At 63.7% G+C, this 18,153-nt stretch carries 16 protein-coding genes; 9 read left to right on the top strand and 7 right to left on the bottom strand.

Translation table 11 applies throughout. The features are described 5' to 3' along the window. Positions 1-18 precede the first annotated feature (18 nt). The 4 genes from FFI89_RS33095 (at position 19) to FFI89_RS33080 (ending at position 4,259) form a co-directional block, all read left to right on the top strand. Entirely contained in the window at positions 19-1,383 is a 1,365-nt protein-coding gene (locus FFI89_RS33095) for an FAD-dependent oxidoreductase (protein ID WP_138831638.1), read from the top strand. Positions 1,384-1,506: 123 nt separating this feature from the next. After that, positions 1,507-2,511: an ABC transporter substrate-binding protein gene (locus FFI89_RS33090; RefSeq protein WP_138831637.1), complete on the top strand. Its 1,005-nt coding sequence runs from the start codon at positions 1,507-1,509 to the stop codon at positions 2,509-2,511. Positions 2,512-2,668: 157 nt separating this feature from the next. Beyond that, positions 2,669-3,442, top strand: coding sequence for an ABC transporter ATP-binding protein (locus FFI89_RS33085; protein ID WP_138831636.1), 774 nt, complete (start codon positions 2,669-2,671; stop codon positions 3,440-3,442). Continuing rightward, the gene (locus tag FFI89_RS33080; RefSeq protein ID WP_138831635.1) at positions 3,435-4,259 is read left to right on the top strand and encodes an ABC transporter permease; all 825 of its coding nucleotides are present in this window, start codon (positions 3,435-3,437) and stop codon (positions 4,257-4,259) included. The genes FFI89_RS33085 and FFI89_RS33080 overlap by 8 nt, the downstream gene beginning before the upstream one ends. Positions 4,260-4,377: 118 nt before the next feature. Here the strand turns inward: FFI89_RS33080 and gtdA are convergent, their stop codons facing one another. After that, on the bottom strand, positions 4,378-5,418 hold the full coding sequence (gene gtdA / locus FFI89_RS33075) for a gentisate 1,2-dioxygenase (RefSeq protein ID WP_092512349.1): 1,041 nt from the start codon (positions 5,416-5,418) through the stop codon (positions 4,378-4,380). A 110-nt stretch (positions 5,419-5,528) separates the two neighbouring features. Here gtdA and maiA point away from each other — a divergent pair, with 110 nt between their 5' ends. Genes maiA through FFI89_RS33060 form a run of 3 tightly spaced genes read left to right on the top strand, consistent with a single transcriptional unit; the run spans position 5,529 to position 7,859 of the window. Continuing rightward, positions 5,529-6,161 carry a maleylacetoacetate isomerase gene (maiA, locus tag FFI89_RS33070; protein WP_138831634.1) on the top strand — a complete coding sequence of 211 codons (633 nt, stop codon included), beginning with the start codon at positions 5,529-5,531 and terminating at the stop codon, positions 6,159-6,161. After that, positions 6,151-6,678 carry a MarR family winged helix-turn-helix transcriptional regulator gene (locus tag FFI89_RS33065; RefSeq protein ID WP_138831633.1) on the top strand — a complete coding sequence of 176 codons (528 nt, stop codon included), beginning with the start codon at positions 6,151-6,153 and terminating at the stop codon, positions 6,676-6,678. The genes maiA and FFI89_RS33065 overlap by 11 nt, the downstream gene beginning before the upstream one ends. Continuing rightward, complete coding sequence (locus FFI89_RS33060) at positions 6,678-7,859, top strand: 3-hydroxybenzoate 6-monooxygenase (protein WP_246669329.1); 1,182 nt, start codon at positions 6,678-6,680, stop codon at positions 7,857-7,859. The genes FFI89_RS33065 and FFI89_RS33060 overlap by 1 nt, the downstream gene beginning before the upstream one ends. Positions 7,860-7,910: 51 nt before the next feature. Here the strand turns inward: FFI89_RS33060 and FFI89_RS33055 are convergent, their stop codons facing one another. From FFI89_RS33055 to FFI89_RS33035, 5 genes are all read right to left on the bottom strand, one after another. Then, a complete protein-coding gene (locus FFI89_RS33055; RefSeq protein ID WP_138831632.1) occupies positions 7,911-9,524 on the bottom strand; it encodes a benzoate-CoA ligase family protein in 1,614 nt (537 codons plus the stop codon). Further along, positions 9,521-10,660, bottom strand: coding sequence for an FAD-dependent monooxygenase (locus FFI89_RS33050; protein ID WP_138831631.1), 1,140 nt, complete (start codon positions 10,658-10,660; stop codon positions 9,521-9,523). Before FFI89_RS33050 ends, FFI89_RS33055 begins: the two co-directional genes overlap by 4 nt. 207 nt (positions 10,661-10,867) lie before the next feature. Further along, positions 10,868-11,077 (bottom strand): hypothetical protein, encoded by a 210-nt coding sequence (locus tag FFI89_RS33045; RefSeq protein ID WP_138831630.1) that lies wholly within the window; start codon positions 11,075-11,077, stop codon positions 10,868-10,870. A gap of 132 nt (positions 11,078-11,209) precedes the next feature. After that, complete coding sequence (locus FFI89_RS33040) at positions 11,210-11,434, bottom strand: cysteine rich repeat-containing protein (RefSeq protein WP_138831629.1); 225 nt, start codon at positions 11,432-11,434, stop codon at positions 11,210-11,212. 52 nt (positions 11,435-11,486) lie between these two features. After that, positions 11,487-12,350 carry a cysteine rich repeat-containing protein gene (locus FFI89_RS33035; RefSeq protein WP_138831628.1) on the bottom strand — a complete coding sequence of 288 codons (864 nt, stop codon included), beginning with the start codon at positions 12,348-12,350 and terminating at the stop codon, positions 11,487-11,489. A gap of 245 nt (positions 12,351-12,595) precedes the next feature. Here FFI89_RS33035 and FFI89_RS33030 point away from each other — a divergent pair, with 245 nt between their 5' ends. Both FFI89_RS33030 and FFI89_RS33025 read left to right on the top strand, forming a co-directional pair. Beyond that, a complete protein-coding gene (locus FFI89_RS33030) occupies positions 12,596-13,723 on the top strand; it encodes an efflux RND transporter periplasmic adaptor subunit (RefSeq protein ID WP_246669562.1) in 1,128 nt (375 codons plus the stop codon). An 8-nt stretch (positions 13,724-13,731) separates the two neighbouring features. Next, positions 13,732-16,902: an efflux RND transporter permease subunit gene (locus FFI89_RS33025; protein ID WP_138831626.1), complete on the top strand. Its 3,171-nt coding sequence runs from the start codon at positions 13,732-13,734 to the stop codon at positions 16,900-16,902. A gap of 114 nt (positions 16,903-17,016) precedes the next feature. Here the strand turns inward: FFI89_RS33025 and FFI89_RS33020 are convergent, their stop codons facing one another. Then, positions 17,017-18,018 (bottom strand): NADP-dependent oxidoreductase, encoded by a 1,002-nt coding sequence (locus FFI89_RS33020; protein WP_138831625.1) that lies wholly within the window; start codon positions 18,016-18,018, stop codon positions 17,017-17,019. Between the last annotated feature and the right edge of the window lie 135 nt (positions 18,019-18,153).

The raw sequence follows: 18,153 nt of genomic DNA, 5'->3' as shown, positions 1-18,153 counted from the left end.
CCTGAAGGAAATCGCAATTTGTCTCTGAAAACCATCACCGAACCCGCCCGCCAGATTCCGCTCTACGGCGAATATGAAGTCGTCGTGCTCGGCGGCGGGCCCGCGGGCATCGCTGCTGCCGTCGCCGCGGCCCGCGCCGGCCGCCGCACGCTGCTGATCGAGCGTTATGGTTTCCTCGGCGGCATGGGCACGGCGGCAGGCGTCACGAACTTTTGTGGTCTACATGCCAATGTCTATGGCGAGGCGCACCGCGTGGTGCAGGGCGTGGCGTCCGATCTGCTTGCGCGGATCGACCGGCTTGGCGGCCTCAATGCGCCGCATCTGATCCTCGGCAAGATCTTCGCGCAGGCCTATGACACCGCCGCCTACAAGATCGCGGCTGACGATCTCTTGGCCGCGCACAAGGTCGACATTCTGTTTCATGCGCTCGGCGCCGGCGTGGTGATGCAGGGCGACAGGCACATCGACGTGTTGATGATCGAGACCAAGGCAGGCCGGCAGGCGGTGCGCGCGGACATCTTCATCGACTGCTCCGGCGACGGCGATCTCGCGGCCTGGGCCGGGGCGCCGTTTGAGGTCGGCGACAATGCCGGCAGCATGCTGTTTCCCTCGATGATGTTCCGCCTCAACGGCATCGATCCCGAGAAGGCCGGCGACGCCTGGCGGACGATCCCGGCGCTGATGGAAAAGGCGCAAGCATCGGGCACGCATCGGTTTCCCCGCAAAGGCGCGATCGTGCGGCCGCAAAAATCAGGGATCGAATGGCGGGTGAACTTTACCCAGTTGGCGCGCGAGGACGGCAGCGCGGTCAACGGCCTTGAGCCGGACCAGATGACCCGCGGCGAAATCGAGGGCCGCCGCCAGGCGGTGCAGGCGTTCGAGTTTCTGCGCACCGTTCCTGGTTTCGAAAAATCCTACATCGTCGACCTGCCGCCGCAGCTCGGGATCCGCGAAACCCGCCGCGTGGTCGGCGGCTATAGGCTGTCGGGCGAGGACGTGCTGGGCTGCGCCTCGTTCGAGGATTCCATCGGCGTCAATGGCTGGCCGATGGAGCAGCATGTCGCCGGCGATGTCATCTTCAAGTTCCCGCCGATCCCGGAGTCGCGCGGGTTCAACGAATTGCCCTATCGCATGCTGGTCCCCCAAGGCGTCGACAACCTCCTGATTGCCGGCCGCTGCGCCTCGATGACCCATGAAGGCCAGTCGGCGGCGCGGGTTTCCGGGGCATGTTTCGCGATGGGGGAGGCGGTGGGCGCCGCGGCCGATCTGGCGCTGTCAGGCAATACGATTCCGCGCGACATTGCGGTTGAAAAGTTGCAACAAACGTTGAAACAACAGGGCGCCTTCATCGGGCGGGACCAGCGCGTGCCCGATGGGCTATAGAGCGTTTTCCAGCGAAGTGGAAGCCGGTTCGCGTCAAGAAAACGCGTCAAATTAAAAGCCTGGAGCTCCGTTCCGATTCCATTGGAACGGAAGAGGCTCCAGGGTCGTTACGGAGGGAACGGAATGAGACGGTTTGCACGGCTCGCGGTGGCGGGTTTGTTGGCGATTGTCGTTGGCGGGATCGCGCGGGCCGATGACGCGCTGAAGGCCAAGGTCGGCGTGCTCAGGCTGTCGTCGTCGGCGCCGGTGTTCATCGCGCAGGACAAGGGCTATTTCCGCGAGGCCGGGCTCGATATCGAACTGAAATTCTTCGACGCGGCGCAGCCGATCGCGGTGGCGACGACGTCAGGCGACATCGATTTCGGCATCACGGCGTTCACGGCCGGACTCTATAACCTCGCGGGCAAGGGCACGCTGAAGGTGATCGGCGGCATGAGCCGCGAGAAGGCCGGCTATCCCCTGATCGGCTATTTCGCCAGCAACAACGCCTATGCGGCCGGCCTGAAGACGCCAAAGGATCTCGCGGGAAAACGGATCGCGGTGACGCAGGTCGGCTCCAGCTTCCATTATTCGCTCGGTCTGCTCGCCGACAAATACGGTTTCAAGCTCGCGGACGTAAAGGTGCTGCCGCTGCAGTCGCTGTCCAATGCGGCCGCGGCCTTGAAGGGCGAGACCGTCGATGCGGCGCTGCTGCCGGTCTCGACCGCGCGCACGCTGATCGATACCGGCGGCGCCAAATTTTTGGGCTGGGTCGGCGACGAGACGCCGTGGCAATTGGGTGCGGTGTTCGCCTCGCCGAAGACGCTGACCAACAGTGCGCTGGTGACCAAGCTTTTGGCCGCGCTGGTGCGCGCCGATCGCGAATACCACGACGTGGTGCTGGCCTCCGTCAAGGACGGCAAGGCCGACATCAACGACAAGACCAGGCCGTTGCTCGAGATTATCGCGAAATACACCAACCTCCCGGTCGAGCAGGTGGTCGGCAATTGCGCCTATATCGATCCCGACGGCAAGCTCGACGTCAAGAACGTCGGCAACCAGATCGCGTGGCTGCAGGAGCAAGGCTTTGTCGATAAGGGATTTTCGGCGGACGCGATCATCGCCAAGGAATATGTGAAGGCGGATTGATCGGCAAGCGGACCCTGGGCGTCATCCTTCGAGACGCACGCTAGCGCGTGCTCCTCAGGATGAGGTCTGAGATTCCTCATGGTGAGGAGCGCGTAGCGCGTCTCGAACCATGAGGCCCGGTACACTGCCAGTTTCGAGCAAGCGGGAATTCGTATTAATGGACCTGATCGCCGACCATATCAGTCACCGTTTCGGCACGCTCGACGTGCTCGACAAGGTGTCGTTCCAGGTCGCTTCCGGCGAGGTGGTCGCGATCGTCGGTCCTTCCGGCTGCGGCAAGAGCACGCTGCTATCGATCCTTGGCGGCCTGCTGCGGCCGAGCGGAGGGCAGGCCGAACTGCGCGGCGCGCCGCCCGCCGACAGCCTCAACCCGCTGACCTTCGTGTTCCAAGACTTTGCACTGCTGCCCTGGTGCACGGTAGCGGAGAACGTCGAGTTTCCGCTGGTGCATACGGCGCTGGACGCCGCCGCGCGCCGCGCCGTCGTCGACGACGCGCTGCGCCGGACCGGGCTGTCCGATTTTCGCGACACCTACCCCAAGCAATTGTCGGGCGGCATGCGCCAGCGTGTCGGCATCGCGCGGGCGCTCGCGGTCAAGCCCGCGATCCTGTTGATGGATGAGCCGCTGTCGGCACTGGATTCGCAGACCCGCGAATTGCTGATGGAGGATTTCATCCGCCTGCTTGCCGACGGCGGGATGGCCGCGGTCTATGTCACGCACAATCTGGAAGAAGCCGTGCGGCTCGCCGATCGCATCGTGGTGTTGTCGCGCCGTCCCGGCCGCGTCCGCGAGATCGTGACCATCCCGATGACGCGCGACGAGCGCGGCGGTATCGAGGCGCGCGGCAAACTGATCGGTTTGCAGAACGATCTGTGGTCCCTGATCCGCGAAGAGGCAATCGACGCCGAGCGCGAGGTCCAGCATGCTTGACCGCGCGACATCGCAGGCTACGAGGCCGGAAGGCGAGACGCGCCCGGTTGCGTTCCGCGGCGCCGGTTTTACGCCGCGCGCAGGCCGTGCCTCCGGCTGGATCGCGCTGGCGCTGGTGATCGCGTTCTGGCAGTTGGCCGGCAGCGCCGGCTGGGTCAATTCGCTGTTCCTGCCGGCACCGTCGGCGATTGTGGTCGCCATCTACAAGCTCGCGCTGTCAGGTGCGCTCTGGCAGCATCTGTCGTGGTCGATCATGCGGATCGGATCCGGGTGGGTACTTGGCACCACAGCCGGGATCATCGTCGGCTTCGCGATCGGACTCTCGACCCTGGCGCGCGGCGTCGGCATCACCTTCATCTCGGCGCTGTTTCCGATTCCGAAGATCGCGCTGCTGCCGCTGTTGATTCTCTGGCTCGGGATCGGCGAGGAGCCGAAGATCGCGACCATTGCGCTCGGCGTGTTCTTCTCTACCGCGATTTCCGTCTATAGCGGCGTCGACGCGGTGCCGCGCAACCTGATCCGGATGGCGCAGAGCTTTAATGTGCCGTTCCACGCCATCGTGACCCGGGTGATCTGGCCCGGCGCGATGCCCTCGATCTTGGCCGGATTCCGCATTACGGCTTCCGTCGCGCTGCTCTTGGTGGTCAGCGCCGAGATGATCGGCGCCCAGTACGGTATCGGCGCCTTCGTGCTGCAGGCAGGCAACCTGATGCAGACCGATCAGCTCCTCGCCGGCGTCGTGATCCTGTCGCTGTTCGGGCTGGCGGTGGGAAGGTTGATCAACTGGCTGGAAGCGCGGTTGCTGCACTGGCGGTAGAGCTGGCTGTCATTCCGGGGCGATGCGAAGCATCGAACCCGGAATCTCGAGATTCCCCGATGCGCGATTGCGCATCTGAGGTCTGGTGCTGCGCACCATCCCGGAATGACGACGAACCTCACGCGTTGCCGCGATCCTCACGGAACAGATCGAGCTTCTGCTGCACCGGGCGGTCCGAGAAACTGAACAGCACAGAATCCGTATCTGCCTCGTGGGTGACCCATTGCCAGCTCGGCACCACGAACAGGTCGCGCGCGCCCCACTCGAACGTCTGGTCGCCGATCCGGCTTCGGCCCTTGCCCTCGATCGCCGCGAACACGGTCGCATCGGTGGAGCGATAGCGCGCAGTTTTAAAACCCTTCGGCAGCATCTGGATGAAGGTGCCGATGGTCGGCATCGCGAAATCGCCGGTTTCCGGGTTCGAGAATTTCAGCTTCAGCCCGTGGCAGGCATCCCATTCGTTGCGGGTCTTGGCCTGCTCCAGCGCCTCGCGGGTGTAGCTGTAGGGATAGTTGAAGATCGGCGAGGTCTTCGATTTGCGCTTCTCGTCGACCGGCAGCAAATTGTGACCGTAGCGGGCAAAGCTATCGCCGGCGGGACGGGTGATCTTCTGCTGGTCCTCGTTGGATCCTTCGGCAAACGACGCATCGAAAAATTGCACCATCGGGATATCGAGGCCGTCGAGCCAGAACATCGGCTCGGAGGTTTCGTTGGAATGGTCGTGCCAGGTCATCGACGGCGTGATCACGAAATCGCCGGGCTCCATCAGGGTGCGTTCGCCGTCGACCGCGGTCGCGGCACCCTTGCCTTCGAGCACGAAACGCAAGGCCGACTGGCTATGCCGGTGCGCCGGCGCGACGTCGCCCGGGACCACCATCTGCACACCGGCAAACAGTGACGTGGTGATTTTCGATTGCCCGCGCAAACCGGGGTTTTCCAGCACCAGCACCCGCCGCTCGGCTTCCTTGGCGGTGATCAGCTTGCCGGCCTCGGTCATGTAGTCGCGGATCGCATCGAACTTCCACAAATGCGGCCGGCAGGCCGAGCGCGGCTCCGGCGTGATCAGGTCGCCCATCACGTTCCACAGCGCGGAGAGATTTTCGCCGTCGATCTTCTTGTAGAACGCCTCGCGTTCCGGGGTCTTCTGCACGGCTTCCATGTCAGCCTCCCGCTATTCTTGTGGGTCGATTTATTGACAGCATACTGACAATATGGATAGCGTCAATCGCGCCCATCAGCGGCAAACGACAAATTTACCGGGAGGTTCCGATGAAGCTGCACGGCTATTTCCGCAGTGCCGCGGCATACCGGGTCAGGATCGCGCTTAATCTGAAGGGGATGCGGCCCGAGCACCTCGCGCATCACCTTCGCAAGGGTGAGCAATGCGCGCCGGCCTATCTCGCCATCAACCCGCAGGGTCTGGTGCCGGCGCTGGAGAACGATGCCGGCGCGGTTCTCACCCAGTCGCTTGCCATCGTCGAATGGCTGGATGAGATCTATCCCGAACCGCCCTTGTTGCCGAAAGACCCGCTGCGCCGCGCCAAAGTCCGCGCGTTTTCCATGGCGCTCGCCTGCGACACCCACCCGGTGCAAAATCTGAAAGTGCTGAACCGGCTGCGCCAGCTCGGAATATCGGAGGACAAGGTCACGGAGTGGGCGGCCTGGGCCAACCGCGAGGGGCTCGGCGCCTGCGAAGCGCTGATCGCGGATGAGCAGGGGCCGTTCTGTTTCGGGCCGGTGCCGACCATGGCCGACCTGTCGCTGGTGCCGCAGCTTGGCAATGCGCGCCGCTTCGGTGTCGACGTCTCGGTCTATCCGCGCCTGCTCAAGGCCGAGGCCGCGGCGAGGGAAATGAAGGCGTTCGCGGACGCTGCACCGGATAGGCAGCCCGATGCCGAGTAAGCCCGCGCCCGTTACCCCATCTGCGCCCATCACGATGGATGCGGTCTACGCCGCACCGGGCTATCTGTTCCGGCGGATGCAGCAGATCGCGGTCGCGATCTTTGTCGAGGAATGCCGGGCGTTCGACCTGACGCCGGTGCAATACGCCGCCCTGGTGGCGATCCACACCCATCCCGGTATCGACGCGACGCGGCTGTCCGCGGTGATCGCATTCGACCGCTCCACGCTCGGCAATGTGATCGAACGGCTGGAGACCAAAACCCTGATCGAGCGCAAACCGGCGCGCGAGGACAAGCGCGTCAAACTGCTCTATCTCACCAAGGCGGGCAGCGCCTTGCTGCGCGAAATCATGCCGGTGGTCGATCGGGCGCAGGCGCGGATGCTGCAGCCGCTGAAGCCGGCCGACCGCAAGACGCTGCTGACACTGCTGACGCAACTGGTCGATCTCAACAACGAAGCATCACGGGTGCCGCTGCGTGCCGAAGACGCGCTCGAACATCTGGGAAAGTCGGGCTGATGGACGTGCGACCGGTCCTGATCGCGGGCGGCGGCATCGGCGGACTGGCCACGGCGCTTGGCCTGGCACAGAAGGGCATCCGCTCGATCCTGCTCGAGAAGGCTTCCAGCCTCGGCGAAATCGGCGCCGGTATCCAGCTCGGGCCCAATGCATTTCACGCCTTCGACTATCTCGGCGTCGGCGAGGCGGCGCGAAGCATGGCCGTCTATATCGATCAGCTCCGGCTGATGGATGCGATGACTGCCGAGGAGATCACCCATGTCGACCTGCGCGAGGCGTTTCGCGCGCGCTTCGGCAATCCCTATGCGGTGGTGCATCGCGGCGACCTGCATGGCGTCTTCCTGCGCGCCTGCGAGAGCCACGACCTGATCGAATTGCGCGTGAGCAGCGAGGTCACCGGCTACGACCAGGATGGCTCGTCGGTGACGGCGCGGCTGGCGAACGGCGAACGCGTCACGGGCCGGCTTCTGATCGGCGCCGACGGGCTGTGGTCCAACGTTCGCAAACAGGTCATCTCCGACGGACCGCCGCGGGTGTCCGGTCACACGACCTACCGCTCGGTGATTCCGACCGAACAGATGCCGGAAGATTTGCGCTGGAACGCGGCGACGCTGTGGGCCGGACCGAAATGCCACATCGTGCATTATCCGCTGTCGGGCTGGAAGGTGTTCAACCTCGTCGTCACCTATCACAACGACGCGCCGGAGCCGGTGGCGGGGAAGCCGGTTTCCGACCAGGAAGTCATGCAGGGCTTCGGCCACGTGCATGAGCGTGCGCGGGAAATCATCCGGCACGGCAAGAACTGGCGGCTATGGGTGCTATGCGACCGCGATCCCGTCGAGCGCTGGGTCGACGGCCGCGTCGCGCTGCTCGGCGACGCCGCGCATCCGATGCTGCAATATTTCGCACAAGGCGCCTGCCAGGCGATGGAAGACGCGGTGTGCCTGTCGCATATGCTGTCGCATTTTGATGAACAGGCCGACGCGCTTGAAGCCTATCGCGCGCAGCGCTTTCCGCGCACCGCGAAGGTGCAGATGCTGTCGCGCGCGATCGGCGAGCACATCTATCACCCATCCGGCGAACACGCCCGCATCCGCAACGCGATCATGCGTGCGAAATCGCAGGAAGATTATCTTGGCGATCTGACCTGGCTCTATGGCGGGACCGGGCTGGGGAGTTAGTGTCGTCGCTCAAGGCCGGGACGACACCGTGTTTGTTGCTACGAAGATCTCCTACATCTTCATCACGGCCTGGCGGTCGATCTTCCCCGTGCCGGTCTTCGGCAGCTCCTCGGCAAACGTGATCTCGCGCGGATATTTGTAAGGAAGCAGCTTTGCCTTGACGTACTCCTGCAGCCGCTTCGTCGCATCGTTAGCGTCGAAGCCGCTCCTGTTCATCACCACCACCGCCTTCAGCGTCATGCGGCGATCCGGCAGCTCGGCGGCGTAGACCGCGCATTCCCTGATGTCGGGATGTTCGGCGAGGCAGAGCTCGACTTCGAGCGGGTAGACCCATTGGCCGGAGATCTTGATCAGGTCGTCGGCGCGGCCGCGGAAGAAGTGAAAGCCGTCGGAATCACGCACGAAGCGGTCGCCGGTGTAGATCCAGCCGCCGTCGCGGATCGTCTCGGCGGATTTGTCGGGCCGGTTCCAGTACAGCGGCGTGTTGGAGTCGCCGCGCACCCACAAGATGCCTTCCTCGTTGTCGGCAACGTCGCGGCCGTCCTTGTTACGTAGCGCGATTTCGTAGCCGGGCACGCGCAGACCGGCGGCACCGAGCTTTTTCTGTTCGGGCCGGTTGGAAAGGTAGATGTGCAGCACTTCGGTAGAGCCGAGACCTTCGACAATTTCGAGGCCGGTCAGCGTCTTCCAGCCGTTGAAGACATCAGCCGACAGCACTTCGGCCGCCGACAGCGCCATGCGCAGGGACGAGAAATCGGCGGTCGATGCGCCGTCGGCTTTGGTCAGCGAGGTGTAGAGTGTCGGCAATCCGAAGAAGTGCGACGGACGATATTTTCCGATCGCCTCGAAAATCGCGGCCGGTTTCGGCTGACCCGGCAGCAGCAACGTCGCGGCACCGACCGAGAACGGGAAGGTGATGGCATTACCAAAACCATAGGCGAAAAAGATTTTTGGCACCGAGAAGCAGATGTCGTTGGCCGTCAGCTTGAGCACGTTGCGCGCGAACGCCCGCTCGCTATAGGCCATGTCGTGCTGCAGATGCACGATGCCCTTTGGGCGGCCGGTCGAGCCCGAGGAGTACATCCAGAACGCCATCTCGTCCCGGCCGGTGTCGGCTTCCGCCAGTTCGGTGGCAAAACCTTGCAGCCATGGTTCGGCGACCAGCGCGGTGGGCACGGCGTGCTCGCCGGCGGCGCCATTGACGACGATCAGCGTTTGCAGCTGCGTGTCCTTGCAGGCCTCGGTGTTGAATCGGGGCGTGAATTCGGCATCGGCGACCGCGACCGTGGCACTGGCGTCCGAGAGGTAGAACTGCAGCAGGTCCGGCGGCGTCAGCGTGTTGATCAACAGCGGCACGAAGCCCGCCAGCACCGCGCCGAAAAATGCCGCCGGATAGGCCGGCGTATCGTCGAGGAACATCAGGATGCGGTCGCCGCGTTTCAGGCCCAGCGACTGAAAGCCGTGACCCCATCGCGAGGCGTCGGCGCAGAGTTCGGCATAAGTGGTGTTGCCGCCGGGGCCGGTGAGCGCCAGTCGGTCGCCGTGGCCTTCGGCCAGATTATCGAACAGGATGCGGCTGGCATTGTAACGCTCGGGAATCGTAAAGCCGATCTCGCGCGCGCCGGGGTTATCCCGCGGGACAGCGTCGGTGATCTCGTGCGTCATGACCGGCTCCCGCTTTGCTTCGCGGCTTCGTAGCGCGCCATGAATTTCGGCGACATCGCGCGCAACCTGATATCGTCGATCCGCCCCGAACGGGTGATGTAGCTATGGGCGAAATCCATCAGATCGAGCTTCATGTGTTCGGGGAAATGCTCGTACCAGCCGGCGCTGGTGCGCGCGGCCGTCACCAGTTTCTTCACGATCGGCTTGCGCTCGGCCTGATAGCGGGCAAGCGCCGCGGAAATCTCCGTCTCCGCCTCCAGCGCCTTGGTGAGCGCGATCGCGTCCTCGATCGCGAGCCGCGTTCCCGAGCCGATCGAGAAGTGCGCCGAGTGCAGGGCATCGCCGATCAGCACCATATTCCGCGACGACCAGTTCTCGTTCCAGATCCAGGGAAAATTGCGCCACACCGATTTGTTCGACACCAGCGCATGGCCGTCGAGGGTGTCGGCGAAGACTGCCTCGCAGATCGCCTGCGACTGCTCGATCGTCTTGTGTTCGAAACCATAGGCCTGCCACGTCGCCGCGTCGCATTCGACCAGGAAGGTGCTCATGGCGGGCGCATAGCGGTAGTGATGGGCGTTGAACGATCCGAGATCGGTCTTCACGAAGGTCTGCGACAGCGTGGCAAAGCGTTTGCTGGTGCCGTACCAGGCGAATTTGTTGGTCGAATGCGAGACCGAGGCGCCGAACGCCTGCTCGAAGCCGCGGCGCACCAGCGAGTTCAACCCGTCGGCGGCAACGATCAGGTCGTATCTCCTGAGTTCGTCGACCGATTGAATCGTCGTGTCGTATCGCGGCGTAACGCCGGCGGTGCGGACCCGCTGCTGCAGGATGGTCAGCAATTCGAGCCGGCCGATCGAGGAGAAGCCGACGCCGTCGATTTCGACGCTTTCACCGCGCAGGTTGAGCGTGATGTTCTTCCAGCTCTCCATCCGTGGCGTAATCGCGTCGACCGTCTCGGGGTCGTCGGCGCGCAGGAATTCCAGCGCCTGTTCGGAGAACACCACGCCAAAACCCCAGGTCGCGCCTTCGGGGTTCTGTTCGAACAGGTCGATCTCGGCGTCCGGATGACGCCGCTTCCAGAGATAGGCGAAGTAGAGACCGCCAGGGCCTCCGCCGATCACGGCGATACGCACGTCCTTCCTCCCAATCGACAGTATACTGACTAATTGCGGTCACACTAATCCGCGCCGGAAAATTCCGCTAGGGGAAAAATGATCGCGTGTCCGGTCGAAAGCCCGGTCCTGAAAATATCAGAACCGGGCTTAGGTCTTTCGGTTGGACTGGCCTATCCGGGTGAACCGCCGGTGCAGTGTTGGCCCCGACCCGGATGCAACAGCGATTTAGGCGCAGCGGCGCACCTTCACGCCGCCGACCCAGACCCAGCGGCAGACCGCGACGGGCTTGCGCACGACGACGGCGCCGCGCGGTCCGGCGCAACCGGCGCGTACCACACCGTTGGCGCAGACGACCGCTTTGGCATCGCTCGCCTCGAACGTCATGGCTGCGCCAAAGGCGAAGAGGGCGGAGGCAATGATCAGCATGGAACGCATGGTGTTCTCCCGGAATTGTTTTGGTTGATGTGCATTCAGGTGGTGCAATGTTCTGCGGATGGATGTCGGGCGTTCGCACGCCGATCTCGCCGGTCCGGCGGGCGCAACTTGCCGGCACGGTTCATGGCTGTTCTATTTCTTCTCTGCCGCCTCCAGCACCATCTTGCAGGCGGGGGTCAGCTTGTCGCTCTCCTTGGCGAGGCAGGCGATGATCCGCCCGCCGCCGGGGACCACGCTCTTGCAGTATTTCACGTAGTCGCCCTTGCAGGCGTCGCGCTGCGCGGCGGTCAATTCCTGCGCGAATGCGGTCTGCGAAACGCAAAGCAGGGTGGCTGCGGTAAGGAGGGCGCGGTACATCGATTTTCCTTTCGTCGTTTCGATCATGTCGGGATCGTCGGCGGTGCGGGCGCTACTGTGCCCTGAACTGCGACAGCACATCCTGACATGGCGGCGAAAGCCGCGCGGCGTTGGTCGCCAGACACTGCACGATCCGGCCGCCGCCGGGGGCCACGCCGCCGCAGATGGTGCGGACATCGCCGCCGCAGGCCGAACGCAGCACGAACAGTTCTTCGCGCGGCCGCATCGGGCGCAGCACGATCACGACGGGGGCAGCGGGTGCTGCCGCAGCGGCGGGGGCCGCTCCCGCGGCAGCCGGAGCCGTTCCAGCCGCGGGCGCCGCTACGCCGCCGGTCGCCGCGGCGACGGCCTTCTCGCAACCGGCCGAGAGCTTTGCCTTGTTCGTTTCCAGGCATTGCAGTGCCGGGGCGCCGCCGGTCGGGACGCCCGCGCAGACCTTTGGATAGTCGGAGCGGCAGGCGCTGCGTATCGCGGAAATCTGCGCGCCGGTCGGCTGCTTCGCTGCCGCGGCCTTCGGCGGTGGCGGTGTCTTGGGAGTTGAAGTCTGGGGTGTCGAAGTCTTGGGCGGCGCGGTCTCGGCGGCCGGCTTGGCGGTCTCGCCCGATGGCGCGGACTCGACCTTCGGCGCCGCAGGTGCAGATTCAGCCTTCGGTGCGGCCGGCGCTTCGACGGCTTTCACGGCGCTCTGACAACCCGGGGCAAGGCTCGACATGTTCTTCTGCAGGCATTGCAGCGAGGCCTCGCCACCCGGCGGAATGCTGGAGCAATGCGCCATGTAATCGGATCTGCATTCTGACTTGATGGCGTCACGCTGTGCCTGGGTCGGGACTTGCGGGAACGCAGGTGCGGCACTCGCGAAAATTGCGGCCGTGATCACGGCACCAAGCGTCGCTGCACGTGTCAACGTGTTGGTCATTTGAATACATCCTTGGCGTTGTTGCGAACATCGCCGCTTCAGACGAAGAAAATCATAATGAGCCGGGGAAATAACTTCTGCGCGATATCATTTTCGGTTTCGGGTTCCACTGCAAGCAGATTGTTGCTACTTTCGCGGGATTGGCGGACGACGGGTTCTGAATAGAAAGCCTGTTGCAAAACAAACGTATCGGGACATGCAAAATGAAGCCAACGCGTTCGCAACATGTCTTCACCGCGCCGCGAATGGCTTTCGTCATATTCGCGTCCGTGGCCTTAAGTGCCTGCGAACAAAATAGTTTTGTTTCACCTCCACCGCCGAAAGTTGAAGTCGCCGTTCCAGTGCAACGGTCCATCACGCGCTATCTGGAAGCGACCGGCAATACCGCGCCGATCAAGAATGTCGATCTCGTCGCGCGCGTGCAGGGATTCTTGCAAACGATCAATTATCAGGACGGCACCTTCGTCAAGGAAGGCACCACGCTGTTTACGATCGAGCCCGATACCTACAAGCTGAAACTCGAGCAGGCGCAGGCGGCCGAAGCCGGCGCGCAGGCGTCGCTGAGGCAGGCCGAAGCCGACTTCAAGCGCCAGTCGGACCTGGTGCAGCGGCAGGCGGTCTCGCAGGCGACGCTGGATACCTCGACATCGGCGCGCGACAACGCGCAGGCGAATCTGCAGCAGGCCGAGGTCAATACGAGGATCGCGGCGGTCAATTACGGTTATACCAACGTCGTCGCACCGTTCGACGGCATCGTCAGCGCCCATCTCGTCTCCATCGGCGAACTCGTCGGCGCGGCGTCGCCGACGCAGCTTGCCACCATCGTGGCGCTCGATCCGATCTACGTGAACTTCAATGTCAACGAGCAGGACGTGCTGCGGGTTCGCGAAGAGGCTCGGCGGCGCGGCATGACGTCGGACGATCTCAAATCGCTGCCGATCGAGGTCGGCCTGCAGACCGACACCGGCTACCCGCACAAGGGCAAGCTCGACTATGCGGCGCCGACCATCAACCAGTCGACCGGCACGCTGGCGGTGCGCGGTGTGCTGCCCAATCCCGACCGCGTCTTGCTGCCGGGATACTACGTTCGCGTCCGCGTCCCCTTCGAGCAGCAACAGAATGCGCTGCTGGTGCCCGACGTTGCATTGGGCAGCGATCAGGCCGGCCGCTACGTGCTGGTCGTGAACGGCGAAAACATCGTCGAACCGCGCAAGGTCCGGACCGGACCGCTGGAGGGGGAGTTGCGCGTCATCGAAACCGGGTTGAAGCCCGATGACCGCATCGTCACTGCGGGACTGCTGCGCGCGATCCCAGGCCAGAAGGTCGATCCGCAACTGCAGAAGATCGAAGCGCAGCCGGCATCGAAAAAGTAGGTCCGGCCATGATTTCGAAATTCTTCATCGAGCGGCCCGTCCTTTCCAACGTCATCGCGATCCTGATGGTCCTGATCGGCGGCGTATGCCTGTTCCGCCTGGCCGTCGCGCAATATCCGGATATCGTGCCGCCGACCGTCCAGGTCACGACCCGCTATCCCGGCGCCAGCGCCAAGACCGTGATCGATACCGTGGCGCTGCCGATCGAGCAGCAGGTCAATGGTGTCGAGGACATGCTCTACATGCAGTCCTACAGCGGCGCCGACGGCACCTATTCGCTGACGGTCACGTTCAAGATCGGCACCGACCTCAACTTCGCGCAGGTGCTGGTGCAGAACCGGGTGTCGAGCGCGCTGTCGCAGTTGCCGCAATCGGTGCAGAATCAGGGCGTCACGGTGCAGAAGCGGTCGACCGCGATCCTTTTGTTCGTGACGCTGAGTTCGCCGAATTCGACCTATGACAGCCTGTTCCTGAGCAATTACGCCACCATCAACATCAAGGACGAGCTGGCGCGGCTGCCCGGTGTCGGCAACGTCACCGTGTTCGGCGCCGGCCAATACTCGATGCGGGTCTGGCTCGACCCGAACAAGCTGCAAGTGCGCGGACTGATGCCACAGGACGTCATCCAGTCGATCCAGCAGCAGAGCCAGCAGGTCACGGCCGGCCAGATCGGCGCACCGCCGACACCCGCGGGCCAGGCGTTCCAGTACACGCTGAACGTCAACGGGCGGCTCGACGACAAGAGCCAGTTCGAGGATGTCATCGTCAAGACCGGCAACAATGGCGACGTCACGCGCGTGCGCGACGTCGGCTGGGTCGAGCTCGGCGCCCAGACCTACAGCCAGGTGTTTTCGCTCAACAACAAGGCGTCCACCGGCATTGGCGTGTTCCAGTCGCCGGGCGCCAACGCGCTGGAGGTCGAGGCCGCGGTTCAGAAAAAGATGGCTGATCTGGCCAAGGCGTTTCCGCAGGACATTACCTACGCCACGCCGTTCGACACCACCAAATTCGTCTCGGAATCGATCAACGAGGTCTACAAGACGCTGGTCGAGGCCGGCTTGCTCGTCCTGGTCGTGATCCTGATCTTCCTGCAGGACTGGCGCGCGATGCTGGTGCCGGCAACCACGGTGCCGGTGACGATCATCGGCGCTTTCGCGGCGATGGCAGCGCTCGGTTTCACCGTCAACATCTCGACCCTGTTTGCGATCGTGCTGGCCATCGGCATCGTGGTCGACGACGCCATCGTCGTGGTCGAGGGCGCGGCGCATAATATCGAAAAGGGCATGTCCGGCCATGATGCCGCGATCGCGGCGATGGATGCGCTGTTCGCGCCGATCGTCGGCATCACGCTGGTGCTGATCTCGGTGTTCCTGCCGTCGGCTTTCCTGCCGGGATTGACCGGAAAGATGTACTCGCAATTCGCGCTGGTGATCGCGGCGACCGCGCTGCTCAGCGCCGTCAATGCCGCGACGCTGAAGCCGACGCAGTGCGCCCTGTGGCTGCGCCGGCCGGTGCCGCCCGAGCAGCGCAACTTCTTCTATCGCGGCTTCAACGCGGTCTATGATCGCGTTGAGGTGGCCTATGGCCGGCTGATGGGCCGCCTGGTTGCCCACAGCAACCTGTCGGTGATCTCGGCCCTTATCCTGATCGGCATCGCGGGCTACGGCCTGTCGCGGGTTCCGACCGGTTTCATTCCGATCGAGGACCAGGGCTACCTCCTGGTCGCGGTGCAGCTTCCCGATGGTGCGGCGCTCGACCGTACCGAGCAGGTGCTCAATCAGGTCAGCGAGATCGCCGGCAAGACGCCGGGCGTCGACCAGGTCATCAGCATCGCGGGCATATCGGCGCTGGACAGTTCTTCAAGCCTCGCCAATGCGGGCGTCGCCTATCTGATCCTGAAGGAGTGGAGCGCGCGCGGCCCGGGCCAGGATCTCCGTTCGCTGTTCGTGGGATTGAACGAGAAGATGTCGGTGATATTGGACGCGCGGGTCCTGGTGATTCCACCGCCGCCGATTCAGGGCATCGGCAATGCCGCCGGCTTTGCGATGCAGGTGCAACTCCGTGACGGCAACGCCGACTACGGCAAGCTGCAGGCCATCGCCGGCGCCATCGTTTCCAATGCCCAGACCCAAAGCGCGCTGCAGCGCGTCAGTTCGTCGTTCCGTTCGATGGTGCCGCAACTCGACGTCGACGTCGATCGCATCAAGACCCAGACGCTGCATGTCACGACCGACCAGATCTTCTCGACCTTGTCGTCCTACCTGGGATCGACCTATGTCAACCAGTTCAACAAGTTCGGTCGTACCTTCCAGGTCTATGCGCAGGCGGATTCGCAATTTCGCCTGACGCCGCGCGACATCGAAAACCTGATGGTGCGCAACAGCCAGGGCGACATGGTGCCGCTCGGAACCGTCGCGAAGATCACGCCGGCCGTCGGCCCCTCGCTGATCAGCCTGTACAACCTTTATCCATCCGCAACCGTCATCGGCCTGCCGGCCACCGGCTTCAGCTCCGGCCAGTCGATGAAGCTGATGGAAGAGATCGCCGGCAAGACCTTGCCGCCGGGTACCGGCTTCGAGTGGACCGCGATGTCGTACCAGGAGAAGGTTGTCGGCGGCCAGATCTACTGGGCGTTCGGCCTGGCCCTGCTGTTGGTCTATCTCGTGCTGGCTGGACAATATGAGAGCTGGTACGCGCCGATCTCCGTCATTCTTGCGGTGCCGCTGTCGTTGCTGGGCCCGATGATCGTGCTGACGGGACTGCGTATCGAGAACAATCTCTACACCCAGATCGGCATCATCCTGCTGATTGCGCTATCGGCCAAGAACGCCATCCTGATCGTCGAGGTGGCGCTCGAGCTTCATGTGCGCGATCGCAAGCCGCTGCTTGAATCCGCCATCGAGGCGGCGCGGGCGCGGTTCCGGCCGATCCTGATGACGTCCTTTGCCTTCATTCTCGGCGTGGTGCCGCTGGTGCTCGCGACCGGCGCCGGCGCCAACGCCCGCAAGTCGATCGGCATCACGGTGTTCTCAGGCATGCTGGCGTCGACCTGCCTGGCGGTGCTGTTTGTGCCGACCTTCTTCGTCGTGATCCAGCGTTTCGAAAACTGGCTCGCCGAGCGCAAGGCGAGGAAGGCGGGTCCGCAGACCGCGCCGCAAGCGCCGGGCACGGTGCATTAGCGGCCACTTCGTAGGGTGGGCAAAGCGTAGCGTGCCCACCGTCAGGTGACGACAAGAGGATATATGGTGGGCACGGCGCCAAGTGCGCCTTTGCCCACCCTACGGATACGAGAGCTACACCTTCACCATCCGCTTGCCGCGGTTCTCGCCGGCCAGCAGACCGATCAGCGCTTTCGGTGTGTTCTCGAGCCCGTCGATCACGTCTTCCTGCACCTTCAATTTGCCTGATGCGACCCAGGACTGCAGGTCTTTCAGGGCTTCGTCGCGCTGGTCCATGTAGTCCATCACGATGAAGCCCTGCATGATCAGGCGCTTCACCACGATCAGGCCGGGCACGCCGCGCGGGCCGGTGGCCGACGGCACGCCGTCATATTGCGAGATCGCGCCGCAGCAGGCGATGCGGCCGCGGTTGTTCATCAGCGAAAGGCAGGCCTCGAGGATGTCGCCGCCGACATTGTCGAAATAGACGTCGATGCCCTTGGGCGCCGCAGCCCGCAGCGCCTTGAAGGTCGCACCGTCCTTGTAATCGACGGCGGCGTCAAAACCGAGTTCGGACGTCAGCCAGTGGCATTTGTCCTTGCCGCCGGCGATGCCGACGACATGACAGCCCTTGATCTTTGCAATTTGCCCGACGATCGATCCGACCGAGCCGGCCGCGGCCGAGACCACGACGGTTTCGCCGGCTTTCGGCTTGCCGACATGGAGCAGCCCGAAATAGGCGGTCAGGCCGGCGATGCCGTAGACGCTGAGCAGATGCGTCATCGGCTCTATCCTGGGCATCTTGGTCAAGTGCTTGGCGGGAACGGCGGCATAATCCTGCCAGCCGGTATCGCCGAACACGATATCGCCCGGTGCAAGCCCCGGTGCTTTCGAGGACACGACCTCAGCGATGCCGCCGCCGGCCATCACCGTATTGGCCTCCACCGCGGCGCGGTAGGTGGCGCCATGCATCCAGGCCCGGTTGGCGGCATCGAGCGAAATGTAGCGCGTCCGCACCAGCACCTCGCCGTCCTTCGGCTCGGGAACGGCGGCCTTGGCCAGTTTGAAATGCTCGGGGCCAAGCTTGCCGGTCGGCTTTTCGACCAGCAGGATCTGACGATTGACGGTGTCGTTCATGGTGTTCTCCCCTCGAGTGATTGTTGTTCTGGCGTTTCCGGCTGCAATTGACTGCGCCCGAGGCGGCCATTGCACAGATTGTGCGCTGCATTGAACGCTAGTCGGGGCGCGCGCATTTCACAACGGGAACATTGT

Origin of the sequence: Bradyrhizobium sp. KBS0727, from assembly GCF_005937885.2 — a bacterium.
Lineage (GTDB): Bacteria > Pseudomonadota > Alphaproteobacteria > Rhizobiales > Xanthobacteraceae > Bradyrhizobium.
The sequence above is the reverse complement of the archived record's forward strand: the minus strand, read 5'-3'. Positions and strand labels throughout refer to the sequence as shown.

Excerpts from the sequence above, each read along its gene's own strand:
- FFI89_RS33090 (WP_138831637.1), top strand. The coding sequence starts at position 1,507 with ATGAGACGGTTTGCACGGCTCGCGGTGGCGGGTTTGTTGGCGATTGTC.
- FFI89_RS33085 (WP_138831636.1), top strand. The coding sequence starts at position 2,669 with ATGGACCTGATCGCCGACCATATCAGTCACCGTTTCGGCACGCTCGAC.
- FFI89_RS33080 (WP_138831635.1), top strand. The coding sequence starts at position 3,435 with ATGCTTGACCGCGCGACATCGCAGGCTACGAGGCCGGAAGGCGAGACG.
- gtdA (WP_092512349.1), bottom strand. The coding sequence starts at position 5,418 with ATGGAAGCCGTGCAGAAGACCCCGGAACGCGAGGCGTTCTACAAGAAG.
- maiA (WP_138831634.1), top strand. The coding sequence starts at position 5,529 with ATGAAGCTGCACGGCTATTTCCGCAGTGCCGCGGCATACCGGGTCAGG.
- FFI89_RS33065 (WP_138831633.1), top strand. The coding sequence starts at position 6,151 with ATGCCGAGTAAGCCCGCGCCCGTTACCCCATCTGCGCCCATCACGATG.
- FFI89_RS33060 (WP_246669329.1), top strand. The coding sequence starts at position 6,678 with ATGGACGTGCGACCGGTCCTGATCGCGGGCGGCGGCATCGGCGGACTG.
- FFI89_RS33055 (WP_138831632.1), bottom strand. The coding sequence starts at position 9,524 with ATGACGCACGAGATCACCGACGCTGTCCCGCGGGATAACCCCGGCGCG.
- FFI89_RS33045 (WP_138831630.1), bottom strand. The coding sequence starts at position 11,077 with ATGCGTTCCATGCTGATCATTGCCTCCGCCCTCTTCGCCTTTGGCGCA.
- FFI89_RS33040 (WP_138831629.1), bottom strand. The coding sequence starts at position 11,434 with ATGTACCGCGCCCTCCTTACCGCAGCCACCCTGCTTTGCGTTTCGCAG.
- FFI89_RS33035 (WP_138831628.1), bottom strand. The coding sequence starts at position 12,350 with ATGACCAACACGTTGACACGTGCAGCGACGCTTGGTGCCGTGATCACG.
- FFI89_RS33030 (WP_246669562.1), top strand. The coding sequence starts at position 12,596 with ATGGCTTTCGTCATATTCGCGTCCGTGGCCTTAAGTGCCTGCGAACAA.
- FFI89_RS33025 (WP_138831626.1), top strand. The coding sequence starts at position 13,732 with ATGATTTCGAAATTCTTCATCGAGCGGCCCGTCCTTTCCAACGTCATC.
- FFI89_RS33020 (WP_138831625.1), bottom strand. The coding sequence starts at position 18,018 with ATGAACGACACCGTCAATCGTCAGATCCTGCTGGTCGAAAAGCCGACC.